Source organism: Streptomyces virginiae (assembly GCF_000720455.1).
GTDB lineage: Bacteria > Actinomycetota > Actinomycetes > Streptomycetales > Streptomycetaceae > Streptomyces > Streptomyces virginiae.
The window spans coordinates 19,701-41,037 of sequence record NZ_JOAK01000006.1; the positions used below are offsets into that span (position 1 = coordinate 19,701).

The following is a 21,337-nucleotide window of genomic DNA, read 5'->3' on the forward strand; positions in this document are numbered from 1 at the left end:
GCCCGAGAGTCGAGGACCACGCCATGACCAGCACCCCGAAGCCCTACCTGACCGGCCACTACACCCCCGTCACCGACGAGATCACCGCCACCGGACTCACCGTCGAGGGCACCATCCCGCCCGAGCTGACCGGCCGCCTGATCCGCAACAGCCACAACCCGAAGCCCGGCGTCACCCCCACCCACTGGTTCAAGGGCAGCGGCATGGTCCACGGCATCCGCCTGCGTGACGGGCAGGCCGAGTGGTACCGCAACCGCTGGGTCCACACCCCCGCCCTCGACGGCGCCCCCTACATGACCGAGAAGGGCCCCGACCTCACCGCCAGCACGGCCGGCACCCACGTCATCGAACACGCCGGACGGCTCCTCGCCCTCAGCGAGGCGGCCCTGCCCTTCGAACTGACGGCGGATCTGGAGACCGTGGGAGCCTATGACTTCGGGGGCAGGCTGACCTCGGCGATGACCGCCCACCCCAAGGAGGACCCGGTCAGCGGCGAACTGCACTTCTTCGCCTCCTCCCCCTTCCCGCCGTACCTGATCCACCACGTCGCCTCCGCCGACGGGAAGGTGCTGGAGAGCCAGGAGGTACCGGGCGCGAGCGCGGCGCTCAAGCACGACTTCGCCCTCACCGAGCACTACGTGGTGTTCCTGGAGGGCTCCGTGACCTTCGACCCGGCCGAGCACTCGGGCATCCCCTACAGCTGGAACGACGAGCAGATCGCGCGCATCGGCGTCATGCCGCGCACGGCCGCCGGCGCGGGCGGCAGGGCCCGCGAGATCCGCTGGTTCGAGATCCGGCAGGGCTACGGCATGCACTTCGCCAACGCCTACGAGGACGCGTACGGGCGCATCGTCGTCGAGGGCCCGAGCGTGGGCCGGGACGGCTGGCAGCGGTCCTGGAACTGGTGGGTCGGCGCCGAGGACCGCGGAGCCGAGCCCAACCACGGCTCGCGCAGCACCCGCTGGACGGTCGACCTGGCGGCCGGAGCCGTCAAGGAGGAGGTGACCGACGACCTCACCGTGGAGTTCCCGACCATCAACGAGGCCTTCCTCGGCATCGAACACCGCTACCAGTACGCGCTCGCCTTCCCCGACGACCTGGGGATCGCGGCCCACACGCTCGTGAAGTACGACCGCACCACCGGGGCCCGGCAGCTGCTGCCGTTCGGCGCCGGCCGGCTCCCCAGCGAGGCCGTCTTCGTACCCGCCGAGGGCGCGGGCTCCTCGCAGGAGGATGCCGGGTACCTGCTGACCGTGGTCAGCGACCTCGACGCCGACGCCTCGCAGCTGCTCGTCCTGGACGCCTCCGACCTGACCGTCCCGCCGGTCGCCACGATCCACCTGCCGCGCCGGGTCCCGGCCATGATCCACGGCTCCTGGATCCCCGACGCCGCCGCCTGATCAGGCGCGTGACCGGCGATCGACCGGCGCCCGGGTGAGCCGCGTCTCACCTGGGCGCCGCCGCTTGTCTATGCAACGAGTTGCATAGCAGGATCGGGGCATGGCGCTCGAACACGCGATCCTCGTCTCCCTGCTGGAGAAGCCGGGCTCCGGCTATGAGCTTGCCCGCCGGTTCGAGCGGTCGATCGGCTACTTCTGGACCGCGACGCACCAGCAGATCTACCGCGTGCTCAAACGCATGGAGAGCGAGGGCATGCTCGCCGTCCGTACGGTCCCGCAACAGGGCCGGCCGGACAAGAAGGAGTATTCGGCCGCGGCTCCCGGCCGGGCGGCGCTCGCGCAGTGGCTGCACGAGCCGATCGAGCCGGAGAGCCTGCGGCACGACCTCGCCGTGAAGATCCGCGGGGCGGCCTTCGACGACCCGGCCTCCCTGATCCGCGAGGTGGAGCGGCACCAGCAGGCCCACCGGGACCGTCTCGCGCGCTATCTCGCCGGGGAACTGCGTGACTTCACCGGGCCCGACGCCCCGGCACCGCTCGACGCCGGCCAGGAACTCCAGCACGTCGTGCTGCGCGGGGGGATCGCGCAGGAGCGCATGACGATCGCCTGGCTCGACGACGTCCTGGCCACCCTCCACCGGCTGGGCCGGAGCACGCCGACCTCGACCGGCTGAGCCGCCGCGGCCCACCCCCTCGCCTCCTCTTCCTCCCTCCGCGCACCCGCGCGAACCCCGACTCCGACCCCTCGGAAGGTGATCCGCCATGTCCGACCCTCTGCTGTTCCACCCGCACACCTACGACCCGGCCCACTTCGACCCGGAGACCCGCAGGCTGCTGCGCGCGACCGTCGACTGGTTCGAGGCCCGCGGCAAGCGGCGGATCATCGAGGACTACCGCACCCGTGCCTGGCTGGCCGACTTCCTCGCCTTCTCCGCCAAGGAAGGGCTCTTCGCGACCTTCCTGACCCCGGCGGCCGCCGCCGGCGAGGACGAGCCGGACAAGCGCTGGGACACGGCACGGATCGCCGCCCTCAACGAGATCTTCGGCTTCTACGGCCTCGACTACTGGTACGCCTGGCAGGTCACCATCCTCGGCCTCGGCCCGGTCTGGCAGAGCGACAACGCCGCCGCCCACGAACGCGCCGCGCAACTCCTGTCGGAGGGTGAGGTGTTCGCCTTCGGCCTGTCCGAGAAGACCCACGGCGCCGACATCTACTCCACCGACATGCTGCTGGAGCCGGACGGCGACGGCGGCTTCCGCGCCAGCGGCTCCAAGTACTACATCGGCAACGGCAACGCCGCCGGGCTCGTCTCCGTCTTCGGCCGCCGCACCGACGTCGAGGGTCCCGACGGCTACGTCTTCTTCGCCGCCGACAGCCGCCACCCGGCGTACCGGCTCGTGAAGAACGTCGTCGACTCCTCCAAGTACGTCAGCGAGTTCCGCCTGGAGGACTACCCGGTGGCCACCGAGGACGTCCTGCACACCGGCCGCGCCGCCTTCGACGCCGCGCTCAACACCGTCAACGTCGGCAAGTTCAACCTCTGCACCGCCTCGATCGGCATCTGCGAGCACGCGATGTACGAGGCCGTCACGCACGCGCACAACCGGATCCTCTACGGCCGGCCCGTCACCGCCTTCCCGCACGTGCGCCGCGAGCTGGCCGACGCCTACGTCCGCCTCGTCGGGATGAAGCTGTTCAGCGACCGCGCCGTCGACTACTTCCGCTCCGCCGGACCTGACGACCGCCGTTACCTGCTCTTCAACCCGATGACCAAGATGAAGGTCACGACGGAGGGCGAGAAGGTCATCGACCTGATGTGGGACGTGATCGCCGCCAAGGGCTTCGAGAAGGACAACTACTTCGCCCAGGCGGCCGTCGAGATCCGCGGCCTGCCGAAGCTGGAAGGCACGGTCCACGTCAATCTCGCGCTGATCCTGAAGTTCATGCGCAACCACCTGCTGGAGCCGGCCGAGTACGCGCCCGTCCCGACGCGCCTCGACGCGGCCGACGACGACTTCCTGTTCCGGCAGGGACCGGCCCGCGGTCTGGGCTCCGTACGCTTCCACGACTGGCGCCCGGCGTACGACGCCTACGCCGCCGTGCCGAACGTGGCGCGCTTCCGCGAACAGGCCGACGCCCTGGCCGAGTTCGCGGCCACCATCGCGCCCGACGAGGCGCAGGGCCGCGACCTCGACTTCCTCCTCGCCGTGGGGCAGCTGTTCGCCCTCGTCGTCCACGGACAGCTGATCCTGGAGCAGGCCCGCCTGACGGACCTGGACGAATCGGTGCTGGACGAGCTGTTCTCGGTGCTGGTGCGCGACTTCTCCCAGCACGCCGTCGAGCTGCACGGCAAGGACTCCAGCACGCCGGAGCAGCAGACGTGGGCCCTGGCCTCCGTCCGCCGCCCGGTCATCGACGAGGCCCGCTCGGCCCGCGTGTGGTCCCGCGTCGAGGCCCTCGCCGGCGCCTACGAGATGGCGCAGTAGCGGCCCGTCCCCGGCGGCCGCCACGACAACCGTCCGTGGCGGCCGTCGGGGAGCCCGTGGGACGGGGACCTGGCGTTCAGCGCAGGGATTCGGCCGGCGGGCGCTCGCGGAGGGCGCCGTAGGCGATGAAGTACGCCGGGACGCGGTTCAGCCAGGGCGATTCGGTGATGAGTTCCGTCATCCGCTTGGCGCGTCGGGGGTTGCCGAAGGCGGTGCGGCCTTCGAGGAGGGGTTCGAAGACCTGGGTGTGGGCCAGCTGTTGGAGGCGCTGCGTCGCCACGGTGGTGGGCCAACGGCGGAACTGGACGCGGCGCACGTCGTTCAGGCCCACCCTGCCGTCGCGCAGCGGGTGCACGAGGTGTCGGGCCGCGGCGACCGCGTCCTGCACGGCGAGGTTGATGCCGATGCCACCCACCGGTGACATCGCGTGGGCGGCGTCGCCGATGCACAGCAGCCCGGGGCGGTGCCAGCGGCGCAGGCGGTCCAGTCGTACGTCGAGCAGTTTCACCTCGTCCCAGGAGGTGACGGCGTGGCTGCGGTCGGCCAGCCAGGGGGCCGCCTCCGCGAAGCGGGTCATGAATCGCTCCAGGCCTTCGGCGCGGCGCTCGGCGTCGGTGCCCTTCGGGATGAGCGCGGCGCACTGCCAGTAGTCGCCGCGGTCGATGAGCGCGGTGAAGAACCTGTCGCCCAGGCCGCCCACGAGCCCGCTGGGGTCGTGCTCATGCCGCGGCAGGCGGAACCACCAGGCGTCCATGGGGCACGGGAAGTGCTCCAGGCCGAGTTCGGGCAGCGCCCTGGCCAGTGAGCCGCGGCCGTCGCAGGCCACCGTCAGGGTGGCCCGGAGTTCGCCGGCGGCGCCGTCCGCGGTGCGGTGGCGCACGCCGTTGACGCGTCCGCCCTCGACGAGGAAGCCGGTCGCCTCGGTGTCCATGCGCAGGTGGAAGGAGGGTTCCCGGGCCGCCTCGTCGGCGAGGAGGTCGAGGAGGTCCCACTGGGGCACCATCGCGATGTAGTTGTACTTCCCGGGCAGGGCCCCGATGTTCCCGACGGTGACCAGGGACCGGTCCGGCCCGATGGGCAGCTGCACCGTGGTGACGCGGCGCTGCGGCAGCCGGGCGAAGCGTTCGGCAAGGCCGATGTCGTCCAGCAGCGACAGGGTGGTGGGGTGCACGGTGTCGCCCCGGAAGTCGCGCAGGAAGTCACCGTGCTTCTCCAGTACCGTCACCTCCACACCGGCGCGGGCCAGGAGCAGCGCCAGCACCATTCCGGCCGGGCCGCCCCCCACCACGCAGCAGGTCGTTCGCTCCACGACAACCACTCCCTCCACGGGGATCGGGCGATCCCCAGGGGACGTATACCGCACCGGCGGCGACCGCCCCGGGAGACACCCTCTGGGGGGATCACCCCGTCGTCAGGCGGGCCGGGCCGTGACGGTGCAGAGGCGCTTGGTGGCCCGGGTCAGGGCTACGTACAAGTCCCTTTCCCCACCGGGGCGGGCCGTGATGATTTCCTCGGGGTTCATGACGACGACGCCGTCGAATTCCAGGCCGCGCGCTTCGGACGCCGGCACGATGCGGGCGTGGTGGGCGATGCCCTGGGCCGTCAGTTCGCCCACCCTGACATCGGCGCAGATCACTCCCAGGAGCTCGCCCGGGTGCGCGGTGCTCTGGGCGCGGAGTTCCTGGACGACGGCGGCGGCCGACCCGTCCGGGGGCGCGGTCACGGTGCGGGGGCGCTCGCCGCTGCGCAGGGATTGTGTGGGCTTCTGGTCGGGAGCGATCCGCGTGAGCAGGTCCCGGACGCTCTCCAGGATCTCCTGCGTGGTGCGGTAGCTGACGGTCAGGTGGTGCAGTTCGAACCGCGGTCCGACGTGGGGGCCCAGGGCTTCCTTCCAGTCGCGTGCCGTCGCCACCGGGCCCGCCTGGGCGAAGTCACCCACCAGCGTCATCGCCCTCGCCGGGCAGCGTCGGACGATCATCCGCCACTGCATGGCGGTCAGTTCCTGCGCCTCGTCGACGACGACGTGCCCGTACGTCCGCTCGGGAGGGCCGTCGACCAGGCTCGCCGCCTCGTCCAGCAACGGCACATCGGCATCGGTCCACGGGTCGTCCGGAGCCCGCAGCAGGAGGGACCGTTCCTGCGTGGTCAGGCGGGGCAGGCGCTCGGCGAGTGCGTCGGCGTTCGTCAGGAGCGCCTTCACGAGGTCACCGGGTACCAGCCGCGGCCACAGCGCCTCGACCGCTCGGTCGACGCCGGCGTCTTCGAGGAGATCGGCTCGGAGGGAGTCCAGGTCCAGCTCGTGGGCCGGACCCGCGTCGGCCGCGCCTTCGACGCGGCGCCGGGCTGCTCCCGTGAACCGGTCGAGGTTGATGCCCGTCATCCTTTCGGCATCGGCGTCGATCTGCTCCAACAGGTCGCCCATGTCCCGTTGCATCGCGTCGGTGACGGCGTCGACCAGGAGCTCTTTGAACACCTGGCGCGCGGTGTTGTGCCCCGGTGCGGCTGCCACGGCGGCGTCGCGTGCGGCGGCGACTTCCTCGGCGGACAGGTGAACCGGTTCCTGTCCGACCCGCACGGTGAAGCCACCGGCGGGGGCTTGGTGGACGCGCAACAGGCCGGCCAAGGCGTCGGCGAGGTCGCAGCCGCCCTTCAGACGTGCCGTGTCGAACGGGTCCGCCGTGTCCGTGGACACTCCGGCCAGTTCCCGGCAGGTCGCCAGAACGACGTCGTTCTCCCCGAGTGAGGGAAGGACCTGGGAGATGTAGTCGAGGAACCGGGTGTTGGGGCCCACCACCAGGACGCCCTCCTCCGCGGCGCGCGGGAACGCGTACAGGACATAGGCCGCCCGGTGCAGGGCGACCACCGTCTTGCCGGTGCCGGGCCCGCCCTGCACCACCGTCACCCCGCGGTGGGCGGAGCGGACGATCTCGTCCTGTTCCGCCTGCAGCGTGGCGACGGCCGCGTGCATCCTGCCCGTACGACGGGCCGACAGCGCCTCGGTCAACGGGCCGTCCCCCACGACGTCCTCGTCGGTCGGGGCGGTCCCGTCCAGCAGTTCGTCGCTCACCGAGACGACCGTGCGGTCCTCCAGGCGCAGGTGCCGGCGCCGCCGCAGGTCCATCGGGTGGACCGGTGTCGCCTCGTAGAAGGGCCGCGCGGCGTTCGCGCGCCAGTCGACGAGCAGGGGCAGGTCGTCCTCCTCGGTATGCAGTCCGATCCTCCCGATGCGCAGGGCCGTGCCGTCCGTCCAGTCGATGCGCCCGAAGACCAGCCCTTTTTCGGCGCCTTCCAGCCGGCTGATTTCCTTGGCCAGCCGTTCGGCGGCGATTTCTCTCTCGTATGCCTCACCGGCGTTTTCCGCCGGGGCCTTCAGCGCATTCGACCACTGTTCTCGCGTCTCGGAAATCCGCTCGGTGAGCAGCTCGTATAAGGAGGACACATAATCCCGCTCCGATTCAATCGCACGCACAGCAGGACCATTCATTTTCGACAACAGGGGGCTCCTTCGATTCGAGCCACACCATACGATTGAAATTCCCCGAAGGTAAGTCTTGACTTACCTGACGGGCCATGGCCCCTCGCATTTCTTTGCCCGTAATCGCTGATTGCGCTTTCGATTCCCGCATGCCTTGCGGGAGCCCGGTCGGGGATGCGGCGATCCGCCTCCGGGCGCCGCGTAGGCTCGACCCCGTGCCAGCCTCCCGTCTCCACCGCGTCGCCGTCCTCGTCCTGGAAGGCGCGAAGCCGCTCGACGTCGGCATCCCCGCGCAGGTCTTCACGACCCGCGCGAGCATGCCGTACGAGGTACGGATGTGCGGGGCGGCGCCCGGGCTCGTGGCCGGCGGCGACGGGCTCTCCTACCACGTGACGCACGGGCTGGACGCCCTCGCCTGGGCCGACATCGTCTTCGTCCCCGGCTACCGATTCCCGGACCGCGAGGACCCGCCGCGGCCCGTCATCGACGCGCTGATCGCGGCCCACGGGCGGGGCGCCCGGCTCGCCGCCATCTCCACGGGCGCGTTCGCGCTCGCCGCGACGGGCCTGCTGGACGGGAAGCGCGCGACGACGCACTGGCACTACGCCCGGGCCCTCACGGCCAAGCACCCGCTCGTCCGGGTCGACGAGAACGTCCTGTTCGTCGACGAGGGCAGCGTCCTCACCTCGGCGGGCGCCGCCTCCGGCATCGACCTGTGCCTGCACATCCTGCGCAGCGACCTCGGTGTGGCCGCGTCCAACCACGCGGCGCGGCGCCTGGTGGCCGCCCCCTACCGCAGCGGCGGGCAGGCCCAGTACGTGCCGCGCAGTGTTCCGGAGCCGCTCGGCGAGCGGTTCGCCGCCACGCGGGAGTGGGCGCTGATCCGCCTCGGCGAGCCGCTCACCCTGGAGTCCCTGGCCCGGCACGCCGGGGTGTCGCCCCGTACGTTCTCGCGGCGGTTCGCGGAGGACACCGGGTACACGCCGATGCAGTGGGTCATGCGGGCCCGCATCGACGTGGCCCGTGAGCTGCTCGAACGCTCGCAGCGCGGCGTCGAGCAGATCGCCGCCGACGTCGGCCTCGGCACCGGCGCGAACCTGCGGCTGCACTTCCAGCGGATCCTGGGCACCACCCCGACCGAGTACCGGCGCACCTTCACGAAGGGCGAGTAGGACCCGTGCGGGGCCCGTGAGGATCCCGCCACCCCGCTTGGCGAGATCCTTTTGAACAGTGGCGATCACGCCGCTGTCGTGGGCGGCCGCGGGCGGCGAACCTGATGGCGAACGAAAGGGACTCGCTCATGACTCGCATCGCCATCAACGGATTCGGCCGCATCGGACGCAACGTGCTGCGCGCGCTGCTCGAGCGCGAAAGCGACCTCGAGGTCGTCGCCGTCAACGACCTCACCGAGCCGAAGGCCCTCGCGCGGCTCCTCGCGTACGACAGCACCTCCGGCCGGCTCGGCCGCCCGGTGACGGTCGACGGCAACACCCTGGTCGTCGACGGCCGCCGCATCACGGTGCTGGCCGAGCGGGAGCCGGAGCAGCTGCCGTGGGCCGAGCTCGGCGTCGAGATCGTGCTGGAGGCCACCGGCCGCTTCACCTCGGCCGAGGCCGCTCGCGCCCACCTCAAGGCGGGGGCGAAGAAGGTACTGGTCAGCGCGCCCTCGGACGGCGCCGACGTCACGCTGGCTTACGGCGTGAACACCGACGCCTACGACCCGGCCGTGCACACCATCGTCTCGAACGCGTCGTGCACGACCAACGCGCTCGCCCCGCTGGCCGCGGTCCTCGACGAGCTCGCGGGCATCGAGCACGGCTTCATGACGACGGTGCACGCCTACACGCAGGAGCAGAACCTGCAGGACGGCCCGCACCGCGACCCGCGCCGCGCCCGCGCCGCCGGCGTCAACATCGTGCCGACCTCCACGGGCGCCGCGAAGGCGATCGGCCTGGTGCTGCCGCAGCTGGACGGCAAGCTGCAGGGCGACTCGATCCGCGTGCCGGTCCCGGTGGGTTCCATCGTGGAGCTCAACACGACCGTCGCCCGCGAGGTGACGCGCGAGGAGATCCTGGAGGCGTACCGCGCCGCAGCGCAGGGACCGCTGGCCGGTGTCCTGGAGTACTCGGACGACCCGCTGGTGTCGTCGGACATCACCGGCAACCCCGCCTCGTCGATCTTCGACTCGGAGCTCACCCGCGTCGACGGCCGGCACGTCAAGGTCGTCGCCTGGTACGACAACGAGTGGGGCTTCTCGAACCGCGTGATCGACACCCTCACGCTCCTGGCCGCGGGCTGAGCAGCCGCCCCGCCGTCAGTGACCCGCGCTCCGGCCGGCCCCTCGGGCCGGCCGGAGCGTGCCGTTTTCAGTAGTCCCCGTAGCGCATGCGGCCGAGCGCCGACATCGGCAGGTCGTGCGCGGCGACCGGGGCCGGCAGGCACGTCGAGCCGGTGAGGTAGCGGTCCACGGCGGCCGCCGCCGCACGGCCTTCGGCGATGGCCCAGACCACCAGCGACTGGCCCCGGCCCGCGTCGCCCGCGACGAACACCCCCGGCGCCCGCCCGCCGCGGGCCGCGAAGGCGGCGTCCCGCGCGAAGTTGCCGCGCTCGTCGAGTTCCAGGCCCAGCTGCTCGCGCAGGCCGCCCGCCCGCTCGGGGCCGGAGAAGCCGAGCGCCAGCAGTACCAGCCCGGCCGGCAGGACCCGCTCGGTACCCGCCAGCGGGCTGCGGCCCACCGGCTCGACGGCGGTCAGGCGCAGGGCCCGTACCCGGCCCGCGTCGTCCCCCTCGAAGCGCAGGGTGGCGCAGGCGAACAGCCGGGGGTCGCGGCCCTCGCGCCCGCGGGCCTCGTCGTGGGCGTGGGAGATCCGGTACGTCTTCGGGTACACCGGCCAGGGTTCGTCGTCGGTGCGGTCCGGGCCGGGCTCCGGGTTGATGTCGAGCTGGACCACGGAGATCGCGCCCTGCCGCAGGGCCGTCCCCATGCAGTCGGATCCGGTGTCGCCGCCTCCGACGATGACCACGTGCCTGCCTTCGGCGGTGAGGGGCGAGTCGATCCGGTCGCCCTCCTGTACCCGGTTCGCGCAGGTCAGGTAGTCCATGGCCTGGTGGATGCCGTGGAGCCGGCGGCCGGGGACGGGCAGTTCCCTGCGCTCGCCGGCTCCTATCGCGACGACGAGGGCGTCGCACCGGCCGCGCAGCTCGGCGGCGTCGGCACCGCCGTCGGCATCCGTGCTCGCGTCGGCCGCGGTTCCGACATCGTGGCCCGTGACGAACACCGTGCCCTCGGCGCGCATCTGCTCGATCCGGCGGTCCAGGTGCGCCTTCTCCATCTTGAACTCGGGGATGCCGTAGCGCAGCAGGCCGCCGATCCGGTCGGCCCGCTCGTGGACCGTGACCGCGTGACCGGCCCGGGTCAGCTGCTGCGCCGCGGCCAGGCCGGCCGGACCGGAGCCTATGACCGCCACGGACTTGCCGCTGTGCCGCTCCGGCGGCCTCGGCCCCATGTATCCGCGCCGAAAGCCTTCGTCCGCGATCGTCTGCTCGACGTTCTTGATGGTCACCGGGTCCGCGTTGATCGTGAGGACGCAGGCGTCCTCACAGGGAGCCGGGCAGAGCCGTCCGGTGACCTCCGGGAAGTTGTTGGTCGCGTGCAGCCGCTCGTACGCCGCGCGCCAGTCCCCGTGGGCGGCGTAGGCGTTCCACTCGGGTATGAGGTTGCCCAGGGGGCAGCCGGTGTGGCAGAAGGGGATGCCGCAGTCCATGCAGCGGTCGGCCTGCCGGGAGACGAGCGGGAGCAGGGCCTGGCCCGCGTGGACCTCGCGCCAGTCGCCGAGCCGTTCCTCGACGGGGCGGGCCGGGACGGGCTCGCGGGGGATCCTGAGGAAGCCGAACGGATCGGTCACTCGCCGCCTCCCTGGATCGTTCGCGGCGGGGTGTACGGGTGCGCGCACCCGGTACCGGCGCGCGCTTTCAGTGGCGGTCCGACCAGGTTACGCCGCCTGCGTGGCGGTCACCTTCGCAGCAGGGCGCAGACGAAGTCCTCCTGGACGGCCCGGACCCGCGCGAGCAGCTCGGGGTTGTTCGTCAGGGACGTCTGGGTGGTGATCGTGAAGGTCAGGGAGCGGCTGCCGTCGGCCGTGGCCGCCGCGAGCTGTGTGTAGCCGGGTGTGTTGCCGGTGTGGCCGTACACCCTTCCGCAGCGGGTGGTGTAGCGGTAGATGGCCAGGCCCGCCTCGGTGCGGCCGGGGCCGGGGGGCTGGGAGAGCGCGCCCGGGATGAACGTGAACTGCTGGCGGCGGGTGCGGTCCGAGACGAGGGTGCCGCCGGCGTAGCCGCGGATGAAGGCGGTCAGGTCCTTCGGCGTCGAGACGATGCCCCCTGCCGCCCAGGCTCCGGAAGCGCTCACGGCCTCGCTGACGTCGACGGGCCCCTCCTGCGGGTCGATCTGGTAGCCGTGGAGGAAGGGCTCGGGCAGCCGGTAGTCCTGGGGCAGGCTGGTGGCGGTCAGGCCCAGCGGCCAGTACACCAGCTCGCGCAGCAGCGTCTCGTACCGTCGTCCGGTGGCGGCCTCGGCCATGAGGGCGACGGCGATGTTGTCGGAGTTGGAGTAGTGGTAGCGGCTGCCCGGCCGGAATTCGAGGTCCTCGCCGGCGACGAACTCCAGCAGGCGCCGGGAGTCGAAGTGGTGGCGGGGGTCCGCGGAGACGATGTCGATGAACTCCCGGGAGGCCGAGTAGTCGGGCAGTCCGCTGGTGTGGTTGAGGAGTTGACGTAGCGTCACCTCGTGCCACGCGGCCGGCTGATCGGGCAGGACCTCGCCGATGGTGGCGTCCAGGTCCAGCCGGCCGCGGTCGACGAGGCTCAGGGCCACCGCCCCGCTGAAGGCCTTCGCGACGCTGGCGATGCGCATGTGGTCGGTCGCGCTCGGCGGCCTGCCGCTCTCCAGGTCGGCCACGCCCGCGCGGTAGACCTCTTTGCGGTCGCCGTCGCGCAGGACGGCGATGACTCCGGGGGGTCCGTCGGGGCTGTCCACCAGTTCCCGGAGCTCCCGGCGCAGGTCCGCCGCGGTGGGCGACGGCGGGTTGCGGTCCGCCGCGGCCTGCGCGGGCAGTACGCAGACGCCGAGCAGGGCGCCGCACACGGCGGTGGCGGCGGCCAGACGCAGGGACGGACGGATCCTGCGGGCGTGGCCGTACGGGCGTGGGGACACGGCGGAACCTCCAGGGGAGACACGGAGCGCGGTGGCCCACGATGGCAGGGGCCGCGGCGATGCCGGCGCAGACACGGCCGGGCGCGGGCGGCCGTGGCCCATCCGGCCCTGACGGGCGCTGCGGACGAGGTCCGCGCCACCCTTCCAGCCGACGACCTTCCATTCATTGCACATTCATGAACAGAACCTCACATTCGAAGGCAAGAAGGCGAATTCGATCTACGATCCACCCATCCCTTTAGCTGGTTCTTCCTCTGCACATGGATCACACAATGATTTCTGCACTGCCGCGCCGACGTACCCTGATCGCCGCTTCCGCCGCCACCGTCCTCGCGCTCCTCGTGTCCGGCTGCGGCGGCGGCGCGGGGGACGGCCACCGCATCAGGGTCGGGGTGTCCGGCGACTCGCCGGAGTGGGACGTCCTCGCCAAGGAGGCCGCGAAGCAGGGCCTCACCGTCGAGACCGTCGTCTTCGACGACTACTCGCTGCCCAACAAGGCCCTCAGCGCGGGCGACATCGAGCTCAACGCCTTCCAGCACCTGGTCTTCCTCGCGCAGTCGAACACCGAGAACAAGACCGACATCGCCCCCATCGCCGCGACCACCGTGGTCCCCCTCGGTCTCTACTCCGGCAAGCACAAGCAGCTGGCGGACCTCCCCGACCGGGCCGAGATAGCCCTGCCCAACGACCCCGCCAACCAGGGGCGCGCACTGCGCGTGCTGGAGCAGGCGAAGCTGGTCCAACTGCGCCCGGAGGCAGGACTCTTCGCGACCCCCGACGACATCACCGCCAACCCCAAGCACATCAAGATCACCCCGGTGAACGCGCAGCAGACCCCCCGGACCCTCCAGGACGCGGACGCCGCCGTCATCAACGACGGGGTCGCCGAACTCTCCGGGATCAAGGCCGACACAGCGCTGTTCAAGGACGACCCCGCCGCCCCGCAGTCCGTCCCCTACCTCAACGTCATCGCCGCCCGCGCGGACCAGAAGGACAACGCGGACTACCGGAAGATCGTCGAGCTGTACGCCTCCCAGCCCGTGCAGGACGAGGTCCGCCGCACCAGCAACGGCACCGCGCACCACGTCGAGCTGCCCGCCGCCGACCTCCAGGCCGAGGTCGCCCGCATCCAGAAGCAGCTGGGGCGATGACCGCCGCCGTGGAACTGCGCGACGTGGCCAAGGAGTTCCCGGGCGGAGCGCGCGCCGTCGACGGCGTCAGCCTGTCCGTCGAAGCGGGCACGGTCTTCGGGGTCGTCGGCCACAGCGGTGCGGGAAAGTCCACGCTGCTGCGCCTCGTCAACGGCCTGGAGGAGCCCACTTCGGGCAGCGTCCTGCTGGACGGCCAGGACATCTCGGCGCTCGGGGAACGCCGGCTGCGCCCCCTGCGGCGCGAAATCGGCATGATCTTCCAGCAGTTCAACCTGTTCCGCTCGCGCACCGTGCTGGGCAACGTCCTCTACCCGCTGCGCCTGGCCGGGATGGGCCGCGCCGCGGCCCGGGCCCGCGCCGAGGAGACCCTCGAATTCGTCGGACTGGCCGGCCACGGCGGGCGCTACCCCGAGCAGCTCTCGGGCGGACAGCGCCAGCGCGTCGGCATCGCCCGCGCGCTCGCCACCCGCCCGAAGGTCCTCCTGTGCGACGAGGCGACCTCCGCCCTCGACCCGCAGACCACCGGAGAGGTGCTGGCCCTGCTGGGCCGCGTCAACCGGGAGCTGGGCGTCACGATCCTCCTGATCACCCACGAGATGGAGGTCGTACGGACCCTGTGCGACCGCGTCGCGGTCATGGAGGACGGCAAGGTCGTCGAGAGCGGCGAGGTGTACGAGGTCTTCGCGCGGCCCCGGCACGCGACCACCGCCGCCTTCGTGCGCTCCGAGCGGCACAGCGAGCCGGACGCACCGCTCATGGAGCGGCTGCGCTCCCGCCACCCGGGACGCCTGGTCACCCTGCCCGTCACTGACGGCAGCCCCGCCCTGGAGGGCCTCTCGGAGCTCCTGCAGCTCCACGGCGTGGACTTCGCACTGGTGCACGGCGGTGTCGGCGAGGTCCGGGGACGGCCCCTGGGAAGCGTGACCCTGGAGCTGCGCGGGCGACCCGCCGCGGTCGAAGCCGTCGTCGCCGGGCTCCGCGTACCCGGCCTGGCGGAAGCGGGTGCCCGGTGAAGGCCGACTGGAGCACGTTCTGGCCCAAGGTCCTCGACGCCACCGGCGAGACCGTCTACATGGTGCTCATCACGCTGGCGCTGTCGACCGTCGGCGGACTGGCGGTGGGGCTCACGCTGTACGCCACCCGCAAGGGCGGTGTCCTGCCCAGCCGGTTCGTGCACGCGGTCCTGGGCACGCTCATCAACATCATCCGGCCGGTCCCGTTCATCATCGCGATCGTCGCGCTCGCTCCGGTGACCCGCGGGGTGGTCGGCACGATGATCGGTACGAACGCGGCGATCTTCCCCATGACGGTCGTCGCGACGTTCGGGGTGGCCCGCATCGTGGAGTCCAACCTGCTCGCCGTCGAACCGGGGGTGATCGAGGCGGCGCGGTCCATGGGCGCCGGCCCGCTGCGGATCCTGCTCACGGTCCTCGTCCCGGAGGCGCTCGGCCCGCTGGTCCTGGGGCTGACCTTCATGCTCGTGGCCCTGATCGACTTCTCGGCGGTGGCCGGCACGGTGGGCGGCGGAGGCGTCGGCAACCTGGCGATGACCTACGGCTACCTGCGGTTCGACACCTCGGTGATGGTGGTGACGGTGCTCGTCCTGATCGCACTGGTCCAGTCGGCCCAGCTGCTCGGCAACCTGGTGTCCCGCAAGGTGCTCCGCCGCTGACGGCGGGCTACGGTCGGGATGTTTCAGACCGCGGCGAGCGAGCAAGCGCCAGGTGACCGAACCCCGATCGAGGAGCGTGTGGAATGGCGGGCCAGGGCAAGGACCAGGACGTGGTCGCGGTGATCCTCAAGGACCACCGGACGATGGAGGAGCTGTTCCGCCGGATGCGGAGCGTCGAGGCGGACCGCGCCGCGGCCCGGGACCAGTTCTCGGCGCTGCTCATCGCACACGGTGAGGCCGAGGAGGCCAAGGTCTACGGCGCGCTCAAGCGCTTCCGGGGCGTCGACGACGACGAGGTGGAGCACGGCAAGGAGGAGCACGCCGAGGGCAACGAGGCGCTGTTGAAGCTCCTGGAGGTGGAAGACGTCGGCTCCGACCAGTGGGACGAACGTCTGGAGGACCTCGTCAAGGCGGTCACCCACCACCTGGACGAGGAGGAGCGGACCATCCTCAACGGCGCCAGGGAGAACGTCCCGGACGAGCGCCGGGCGGAGCTGGGTGCCGCGTTCCTGGAGGAACGGGAGAAGCAGCTGGCGTCGGACTGCGGCAGCATCGAGAACGTCCGCAAGATCGTGGGGAAGTGACGGCCCCCCCGGCCGGGACGTCAGAGGGCGAGGCCCTCGATGAGTTCCGCGCCGGGGAGCTGCGCGAACAGCGTGCCGGGAGCGATCAGTTTGCCGCGGCGCCGGCCGCTGCCGACCAGTACGTACGGCATGTCGGCGACCACCGGGTCCACCAGGACGGGCCAGCCGTCCGGCAGGCCCAGCGGGGTGATGCCGCCGTACTCCATGCCGGTCAGCTCCACGGCCATGTCCATCGGCGCGAAGGTCGCCTTCCGCGCGCCGAGGTGGCGCCGGACGGCGCCGTTGACGTCGGCCCGGCCGGCGGAGGGCACGAGGCAGGCCGCGAGGGTGGTCGCGCCGCCGCGTTTGGCGGCGACCACCACGCAGTTCGCCGACCGGCCGAGCAGGTCCTGCCCGTAGTGCGCGACGAAGGCGCCGGTGTCGGCGATGGCGGGGTCGGTGTCGACGTAGAGGATCTGGTCGGCGGGGACGTCCCCGGCCCATCCTTCGACCGCCCGGGCGACGGGCGCCACCAGCTCCGCGAGGCAGTCGGGAGCAGGCACGGCGTTGTCGAAGGGCCCTATGGGAGCGCGCATACCGGCACGTTAACACTGCCCGTCCGCGCGCACGGACAGTGCATGCGGGGCGAGCGACGGCGGCGCGGGCAGCAGGAGCGGACGGCGGCCCGGGGTGATCGCCCCCAGGAGCCGGGGGCCGGCGGCCCCGGTGCAGCCGGGCGCGTTGCCCGGGAGGCCGTGCAGGGTGAGGTACCCGAGTACGGCGAACGCGTACGCCTCCTTCGCCGCGGCGGGCAGCCCCAGCTCCTCCGAGGCGCGCAGCCGCGTACCGGCCAGTTCGGCGCGGAGCATCGCCGTCAGCGTCGGGTTGCGCACCCCGCCTCCCGAGGCGAAGACCTCGGTGGCTCCCAGGGGCCGCAGCGCGTCGGCGACGGTCCGGGCCGTGAGACGCGTGAGCGTGGCGACGACGTCCTGCGGCGGGAGCCGCCCGAACTCCCCCAGGTGGGAACGGAGATACCCCTGGTGGAACAGCTCCTTGCCGGTCGTCCGCGGCGCGGGCAGCCGGTAGTACGGCTCCGTGAGCAGCCGTCGCAGCAGGCCTTCGTGCACGCGTCCGGAGGCGGCGAGCGCGCCGTCCTCGTCGTACGCGAGCCGTCCGCCGCTCAGTTCGCGTACCGCGGCGTCGATCAGTGCGTTGCCCGGGCCGGTGTCGAAGGCCACGGGGTCCGCGTGCCGGGGCACGACGGTGACGTTGGCGATCCCCCCGATGTTCAGGGCGGCCGGGACTCCGGGGCGGCCGCGCAGCAGCATGAGGTCGATCAGGCTGACCAGCGGTGCGCCCTGCCCGCCGGCGGCGACGTCGCGCGTGCGGAAGCCGGAGACGACCGGGCGGCCGGTGGCCTCGGCGATCCAGGCCGCTTCGCCGAGCTGGAGGGTGCCGTGGACCCGTCCGTCCGCGGCCCAGTGGTACACGGTCTGCCCGTGTGAGGCGACCAACTCGGCACGGCCTTCGCACAGTTCACGGTCGGCGCGGACGGCGAGCCGCCCGAAGGCCCGGCCGATGCGGGTGTCGAGGCGGCACACGTCGGCGAGTGTGGTGGGGGCGGGGGGCAGGGCCCGGGCGAGGTCGGTCCGCAGGTCGGCCGGGTACGGCTCGCTGACCATGCCCAGCGGGGTGAGGCGCAGTACGCCGTCCTCCGGCCGGTGGTCGAGGTCGCAGGCGGCGGCGTCCACGGCGTCGTACGACGTCCCGGACATCAGGCCGATCACCCTCATCTCAGCGGCTCCCGGTGGTCGTTGCCGCGCAGGGTCAGCAGCGCCACGGCGCTGAGGGCGCAGGCGCCGGCGGCGTAGTGGGCGGGGACGGCGGTGTCCGCGGTCCGGGCGGTGAGCGCGGTGATGAAGAGCCCCGCGCAGCCCGAGAACACGGCGTTGGCGAGGGCGTAGGACAGTCCGAGCCCGGTGCAGCGGACGCGTCGTGGGAACATCTCGGCCAGCATGGCCGGTCCCGGCCCGGCGAGCAGTCCGACCAGCACGCCGGCCGTCAGCACGGCAGCGGCCCGGGCCGGCGGGGACGCCCCCGGCGACTGGAGCAAGTGCAGGAGGGGGTGGGCGAGTACGGCGATCCCGAGCGCACCGCCGAGCATGACGGGGCGCCGCCCGACACGGTCGCTGAGCAGTCCGGCGGGCAGGATCGACGCGGCGAAGCCGAGGTTGACGAGGGCGGTGGCCAGCAGGGCGTCGCGGAACGACGCGCCGAGCGCGGACTGGAGATGGGACGGCAGGACGACGAGGAAGGCGTAGCCGGCCGCCGACCAGCCCATGATCCGTCCGATGCCGAGTACGACGGCACGGGCCTGCTCCCCCAGGCCGGTCGGGCCGGTCGCGTCTGCCGCGCCGGGCGGGCCGGGCGGGCCGGGCGAATGCGCGCCCGGGGGTTCCTCCAGCGCAGTGCGCAGCCACAGCGCGACCGTTCCGAGGGGCAGGGCCAGCAGGAAGGGGATCCGCCACCCCCATGCGTACAGCGCCTCGGCCGGCAGGACCGCGGCCAGGGCCGCGGCCGTTCCCGCGCCGGCCAGCAGGCCGAGGGCGACGGTGAAGGACTGCCACGCGCCGTACAGGCCGCGGCGGCCGGGCGGGGCGTACTCCACCATCAAGGACACCGCGCCGCCGAACTCGCCTCCGGCGGAGAGCCCTTGGAGCACGCGCAGGAACGTGAGCAGCCAGGGGGCGGCGGCGCCGATGTCGGCGCGCGTGGGGAGGAGCCCGATCAGGGTGGTGGCGAGCGTCATGAGGCCGATGACGAGCACGAGGGCGGGGCGGCGGCCGAAGCGGTCACCGATGCGCCCGAACAACAGGGCGCCGAGGGGCCGGAAGAAGAAGGCGAGGGCGAACGAGGCGTAGGTGGCGACCAGCGCTTCGGCGCCGCCGCCGGGGGTTCCCGGGTGCGGGGTGAAGAAGTTGGCGGCGATGACGGTGGCGAAGCAGCCGTAGACGCCGAACTCGTACCACTCGACGAGGTTGCCCGCCGAGCCGGCGAGCAGGGCCCGGCGGGCCGCGGCGTGGGGTGGCGGCGCCGGGAGCAGTTCGGTCGGGGTCACCCGGCTTGCGTGCCCGCTCGGCGGCCGGCCGATGCCTGTCGGCGTCCTGATTCAGCACATCGGCGGCGGTGTGATGGCCATCCGTTCCTATCATCTCGAATCGAACGCAAAATCGGGACAAATCACATCGTGTCCGATGCGGCCGGGGCAGGGCGTCCGGGAAAACTGGTCCGCCGTCAGAGCCAAGACGACTGCCACCGAGAACAGGACCAGGCCGCTGATCTGATTTGTCGCCTGCCAACCGATTGCGGAGGTGTCACGATGTCCTGCTCCAGGACCGACTTCCGGAAGGCCCTCAAGGGCACTTCTCCGATGTGCTGTTGCCCCCGAGCACGTGCCGTCTTCTTCATACTGCTCCTCGCGGCCGGCGCCCTGGCCGGCCCCACGGACCCGGCCCACGCGGCACCGTCGTACGGCGCGAAAGCCGTCGAGGTGGCCGCCTCCAAACAGGGCTCGCCGTACGCCTACGGCGCCACCGGCCCCAGACGCTTCGACTGCTCGGGCCTGACCCTCTACGCCTTCAAGAAGGCCGGCAAACGCCTCCCGCGCACGGCCGATCAGCAGTACGAGCACACACGCCACATCCCCAAGGCCGATCGAACGGCCGGTGACCTGGTCTTCTTCCCCAGCGGAGCGACCATGACCCACGTCGGCATCTACGCCGGCGACGACAGGATCTGGCACGCTCCCCGTCCCGGCACGACCGTGCGTCTGGAGCGGATCTGGAGCGAAGCGGTCCGATACGGACGCGCCACCTGATCCACCACCCGATCCACCACCCGTTCGCGGCGCATTCGCGTTCACCGCCTGCCCGGCAGCGGCCGGCGCTCGCGCGCGTGCACGTCGACCGCCCCCCCCCGGTCACCGATCCTTTCTCGGTGGTGTGCGTGACCTGGAAGCGGGCGACGGCACGGCGCAGCCGCCCGGCACGGCTCCCAGGGGCCCGGTACGGCTCCGATGGGCCCCGGTACGGCTAGTGCAGCCGCCAGGTGAGTTTTCCGCCGCCGACCCAGTGGACCGCGTCCGGATCGTCGAGGTCGTGGATGGTGATCCCCGCGTCCGCGGCAGCCAGGATCACGTCGGTCATGGATGTCGCCATACGGACCACCTCCCCGTCGATCTCGACGATCCGGAAGGGCGGGTCGCCGGGCTGCACCCCCAGGACGGTGACCCGCGCCGAGGACATGTACGGGCTCATGCTCTCTGTCATGCGGAGATCGTTCCATGCCGACCGCCGTGTCCCGCCCATTGGCAGCGCGTCGGCCGTCCGCAATGACACCCCGGACCCCGAGAGCCGGCCGGGCGCCCGGGTGCTGTCCGTACCCGTCGGAACCCGGCGCCCTCGGCACCCGTCCCGGCTGCTCCGGGCACCGGCTCGGCGTCCGTTACCGGTGCGGGGCCGGGTGGAGTGGGAGGGCGCGCCTGAGTACCTGCCCTGAGTACGCGTACTCTGCCGCGCCCGGCGGGGCGGCCCCACCATGGTGATCATCAAGCCCCACGACCGTCCCACCCGGGCATCACGAGGAGTTCCATGTTTTCCGGACCGGTGCGCACCTTCGCCGTCGTCACCTTCGGCAACTGGCTGTCGGGGGCGTACCTCGGCCTGGCCGCGTTCCTGCTGCTGATCGGCGCCGGCGACGGGGGCGACCAGACGGCCGGGTTGTTCGCCCTGATGCTGGCCGTCCCCACCGGGGCCGTACTGCTCTCGGTGGTCAACTCGATGGGGTCGTGGGCGCAGACCGACGCCACCATCTGGTGCATCCTGGCGTTCTCGTACCTCTTCCAGGCCTTCCTGCTCGGCCTGATCGTCCGTGCGGTCCGCCGGGGACCGAGCCGCGTCGACCTCTGACCAGACGTCGACCGGAACGGGTATTCGCCCAGGTCAGAGCCTCGCAGATGCGGCCCGGTCGATCATCGGCAACCCTTGCCGTGGGGGACGGACGCAAAGGAGGCCGTCATGTCAATGATGGACAAGCTGAAGCAGATGCTGCGCGGTCACGAGAGCCAGGCCGACCAGGGCATCGACAAGGCCGGTGACTACGTCGACGGCAGGACGCAGAGCAAGTACAGCAGCCAGGTCGACACCGCCCAGGACAAGCTCAAGGAGCAGTTGCGCCGCGACCAGGGAAACCCGCCGCCGCCCCAGGGCTGACCCCGCTGCGGCGCCCCCTTCAGCGCCGCCTCCGTACGCGACGCCAGCCGGCGCCGGCCGCCCCCGCGCCGGCCCGGGCTGGTTTCGCGCGTTCCTGAACGGGTCCGG

Annotated in this window: 20 protein-coding genes; 12 read left to right on the top strand and 8 right to left on the bottom strand. The window is 72.0% G+C overall.

Features of this window, described 5'->3' with window-relative positions; genetic code table 11:
* Positions 1-23 precede the first annotated feature (23 nt).
* From IG86_RS0112115 to IG86_RS0112125, 3 genes are all read left to right on the top strand, one after another.
* A complete protein-coding gene (locus IG86_RS0112115) occupies positions 24-1,400 on the top strand; it encodes a carotenoid oxygenase family protein (RefSeq protein WP_030828129.1) in 1,377 nt (458 codons plus the stop codon).
* Positions 1,401-1,500: 100 nt separating this feature from the next.
* Positions 1,501-2,073, top strand: a complete 573-nt coding sequence (locus tag IG86_RS0112120; protein ID WP_030828132.1) for a PadR family transcriptional regulator — start codon at positions 1,501-1,503, stop codon at positions 2,071-2,073.
* Between the two features lie 88 nt (positions 2,074-2,161).
* Positions 2,162-3,886 carry an acyl-CoA dehydrogenase family protein gene (locus IG86_RS0112125; RefSeq protein ID WP_030828135.1) on the top strand — a complete coding sequence of 575 codons (1,725 nt, stop codon included), beginning with the start codon at positions 2,162-2,164 and terminating at the stop codon, positions 3,884-3,886.
* Between the two features lie 76 nt (positions 3,887-3,962).
* Here IG86_RS0112125 and IG86_RS0112130 read toward each other — a convergent pair whose 3' ends face one another.
* The gene (locus IG86_RS0112130; RefSeq protein ID WP_030828138.1) at positions 3,963-5,195 is read right to left on the bottom strand and encodes an FAD-dependent oxidoreductase; all 1,233 of its coding nucleotides are present in this window, start codon (positions 5,193-5,195) and stop codon (positions 3,963-3,965) included.
* Between the two features lie 102 nt (positions 5,196-5,297).
* Positions 5,298-7,325: a HelD family protein gene (locus tag IG86_RS0112135; RefSeq protein ID WP_030896704.1), complete on the bottom strand. Its 2,028-nt coding sequence runs from the start codon at positions 7,323-7,325 to the stop codon at positions 5,298-5,300.
* A gap of 251 nt (positions 7,326-7,576) precedes the next feature.
* Between IG86_RS0112135 and IG86_RS0112140 the strand changes: the two genes are divergently transcribed.
* Both IG86_RS0112140 and gap read left to right on the top strand, forming a co-directional pair.
* On the top strand, positions 7,577-8,533 hold the full coding sequence (locus IG86_RS0112140) for a GlxA family transcriptional regulator (protein ID WP_030828144.1): 957 nt from the start codon (positions 7,577-7,579) through the stop codon (positions 8,531-8,533).
* Between the two features lie 128 nt (positions 8,534-8,661).
* Positions 8,662-9,660, top strand: a complete 999-nt coding sequence (gene gap / locus IG86_RS0112145; protein WP_030828147.1) for a type I glyceraldehyde-3-phosphate dehydrogenase — start codon at positions 8,662-8,664, stop codon at positions 9,658-9,660.
* A gap of 67 nt (positions 9,661-9,727) precedes the next feature.
* Here the strand turns inward: gap and IG86_RS0112150 are convergent, their stop codons facing one another.
* Together IG86_RS0112150 and IG86_RS0112155 are read right to left on the bottom strand one after the other, a co-directional pair.
* Complete coding sequence (locus tag IG86_RS0112150) at positions 9,728-11,266, bottom strand: glutamate synthase subunit beta (RefSeq protein ID WP_030828150.1); 1,539 nt, start codon at positions 11,264-11,266, stop codon at positions 9,728-9,730.
* A 107-nt stretch (positions 11,267-11,373) separates the two neighbouring features.
* Positions 11,374-12,573, bottom strand: coding sequence for a serine hydrolase domain-containing protein (locus IG86_RS0112155; RefSeq protein ID WP_385873322.1), 1,200 nt, complete (start codon positions 12,571-12,573; stop codon positions 11,374-11,376).
* 272 nt (positions 12,574-12,845) lie between these two features.
* Between IG86_RS0112155 and IG86_RS0112160 the strand changes: the two genes are divergently transcribed.
* The 4 genes from IG86_RS0112160 to IG86_RS0112175 all read left to right on the top strand — a co-directional run bounded on the left by IG86_RS0112160 (position 12,846) and on the right by IG86_RS0112175 (position 15,980).
* Positions 12,846-13,724: a MetQ/NlpA family ABC transporter substrate-binding protein gene (locus tag IG86_RS0112160; RefSeq protein WP_045937339.1), complete on the top strand. Its 879-nt coding sequence runs from the start codon at positions 12,846-12,848 to the stop codon at positions 13,722-13,724.
* Positions 13,721-14,737, top strand: a complete 1,017-nt coding sequence (locus IG86_RS0112165; protein WP_030828156.1) for a methionine ABC transporter ATP-binding protein — start codon at positions 13,721-13,723, stop codon at positions 14,735-14,737. The genes IG86_RS0112160 and IG86_RS0112165 overlap by 4 nt, the downstream gene beginning before the upstream one ends.
* Positions 14,734-15,396: a methionine ABC transporter permease gene (locus IG86_RS0112170; RefSeq protein WP_030828158.1), complete on the top strand. Its 663-nt coding sequence runs from the start codon at positions 14,734-14,736 to the stop codon at positions 15,394-15,396. The genes IG86_RS0112165 and IG86_RS0112170 overlap by 4 nt, the downstream gene beginning before the upstream one ends.
* An 83-nt stretch (positions 15,397-15,479) precedes the next feature.
* Positions 15,480-15,980, top strand: a complete 501-nt coding sequence (locus IG86_RS0112175; protein WP_030896709.1) for a hemerythrin domain-containing protein — start codon at positions 15,480-15,482, stop codon at positions 15,978-15,980.
* A 20-nt stretch (positions 15,981-16,000) separates the two neighbouring features.
* On the opposite strand, the gene IG86_RS0112180 is transcribed toward IG86_RS0112175, so the two are convergent.
* The 3 genes from IG86_RS0112180 to IG86_RS0112190 are packed head-to-tail and all read right to left on the bottom strand — an operon-like array spanning position 16,001 to position 19,077.
* The gene (locus IG86_RS0112180; RefSeq protein ID WP_030896712.1) at positions 16,001-16,555 is read right to left on the bottom strand and encodes a YbaK/EbsC family protein; all 555 of its coding nucleotides are present in this window, start codon (positions 16,553-16,555) and stop codon (positions 16,001-16,003) included.
* Positions 16,556-16,564: 9 nt separating this feature from the next.
* Positions 16,565-17,752, bottom strand: coding sequence for an anhydro-N-acetylmuramic acid kinase (locus IG86_RS0112185; RefSeq protein WP_037942322.1), 1,188 nt, complete (start codon positions 17,750-17,752; stop codon positions 16,565-16,567).
* Entirely contained in the window at positions 17,749-19,077 is a 1,329-nt protein-coding gene (locus IG86_RS0112190; protein ID WP_045937338.1) for an MFS transporter, read from the bottom strand. The genes IG86_RS0112185 and IG86_RS0112190 overlap by 4 nt, the downstream gene beginning before the upstream one ends.
* 312 nt (positions 19,078-19,389) lie before the next feature.
* Between IG86_RS0112190 and IG86_RS0112195 the strand changes: the two genes are divergently transcribed.
* Positions 19,390-19,836 (top strand): C40 family peptidase, encoded by a 447-nt coding sequence (locus IG86_RS0112195; protein ID WP_051785163.1) that lies wholly within the window; start codon positions 19,390-19,392, stop codon positions 19,834-19,836.
* 214 nt (positions 19,837-20,050) lie between these two features.
* Here the strand turns inward: IG86_RS0112195 and IG86_RS0112200 are convergent, their stop codons facing one another.
* Positions 20,051-20,287 (bottom strand): hypothetical protein, encoded by a 237-nt coding sequence (locus tag IG86_RS0112200; RefSeq protein WP_030828171.1) that lies wholly within the window; start codon positions 20,285-20,287, stop codon positions 20,051-20,053.
* A gap of 321 nt (positions 20,288-20,608) precedes the next feature.
* Between IG86_RS0112200 and IG86_RS0112205 the strand changes: the two genes are divergently transcribed.
* Positions 20,609-20,926: an SCO4225 family membrane protein gene (locus IG86_RS0112205; protein WP_045937337.1), complete on the top strand. Its 318-nt coding sequence runs from the start codon at positions 20,609-20,611 to the stop codon at positions 20,924-20,926.
* A 108-nt stretch (positions 20,927-21,034) separates the two neighbouring features.
* Complete coding sequence (locus tag IG86_RS0112210; protein WP_030828175.1) at positions 21,035-21,229, top strand: antitoxin; 195 nt, start codon at positions 21,035-21,037, stop codon at positions 21,227-21,229.
* The last annotated feature ends 108 nt before the right edge of the window (positions 21,230-21,337 follow it).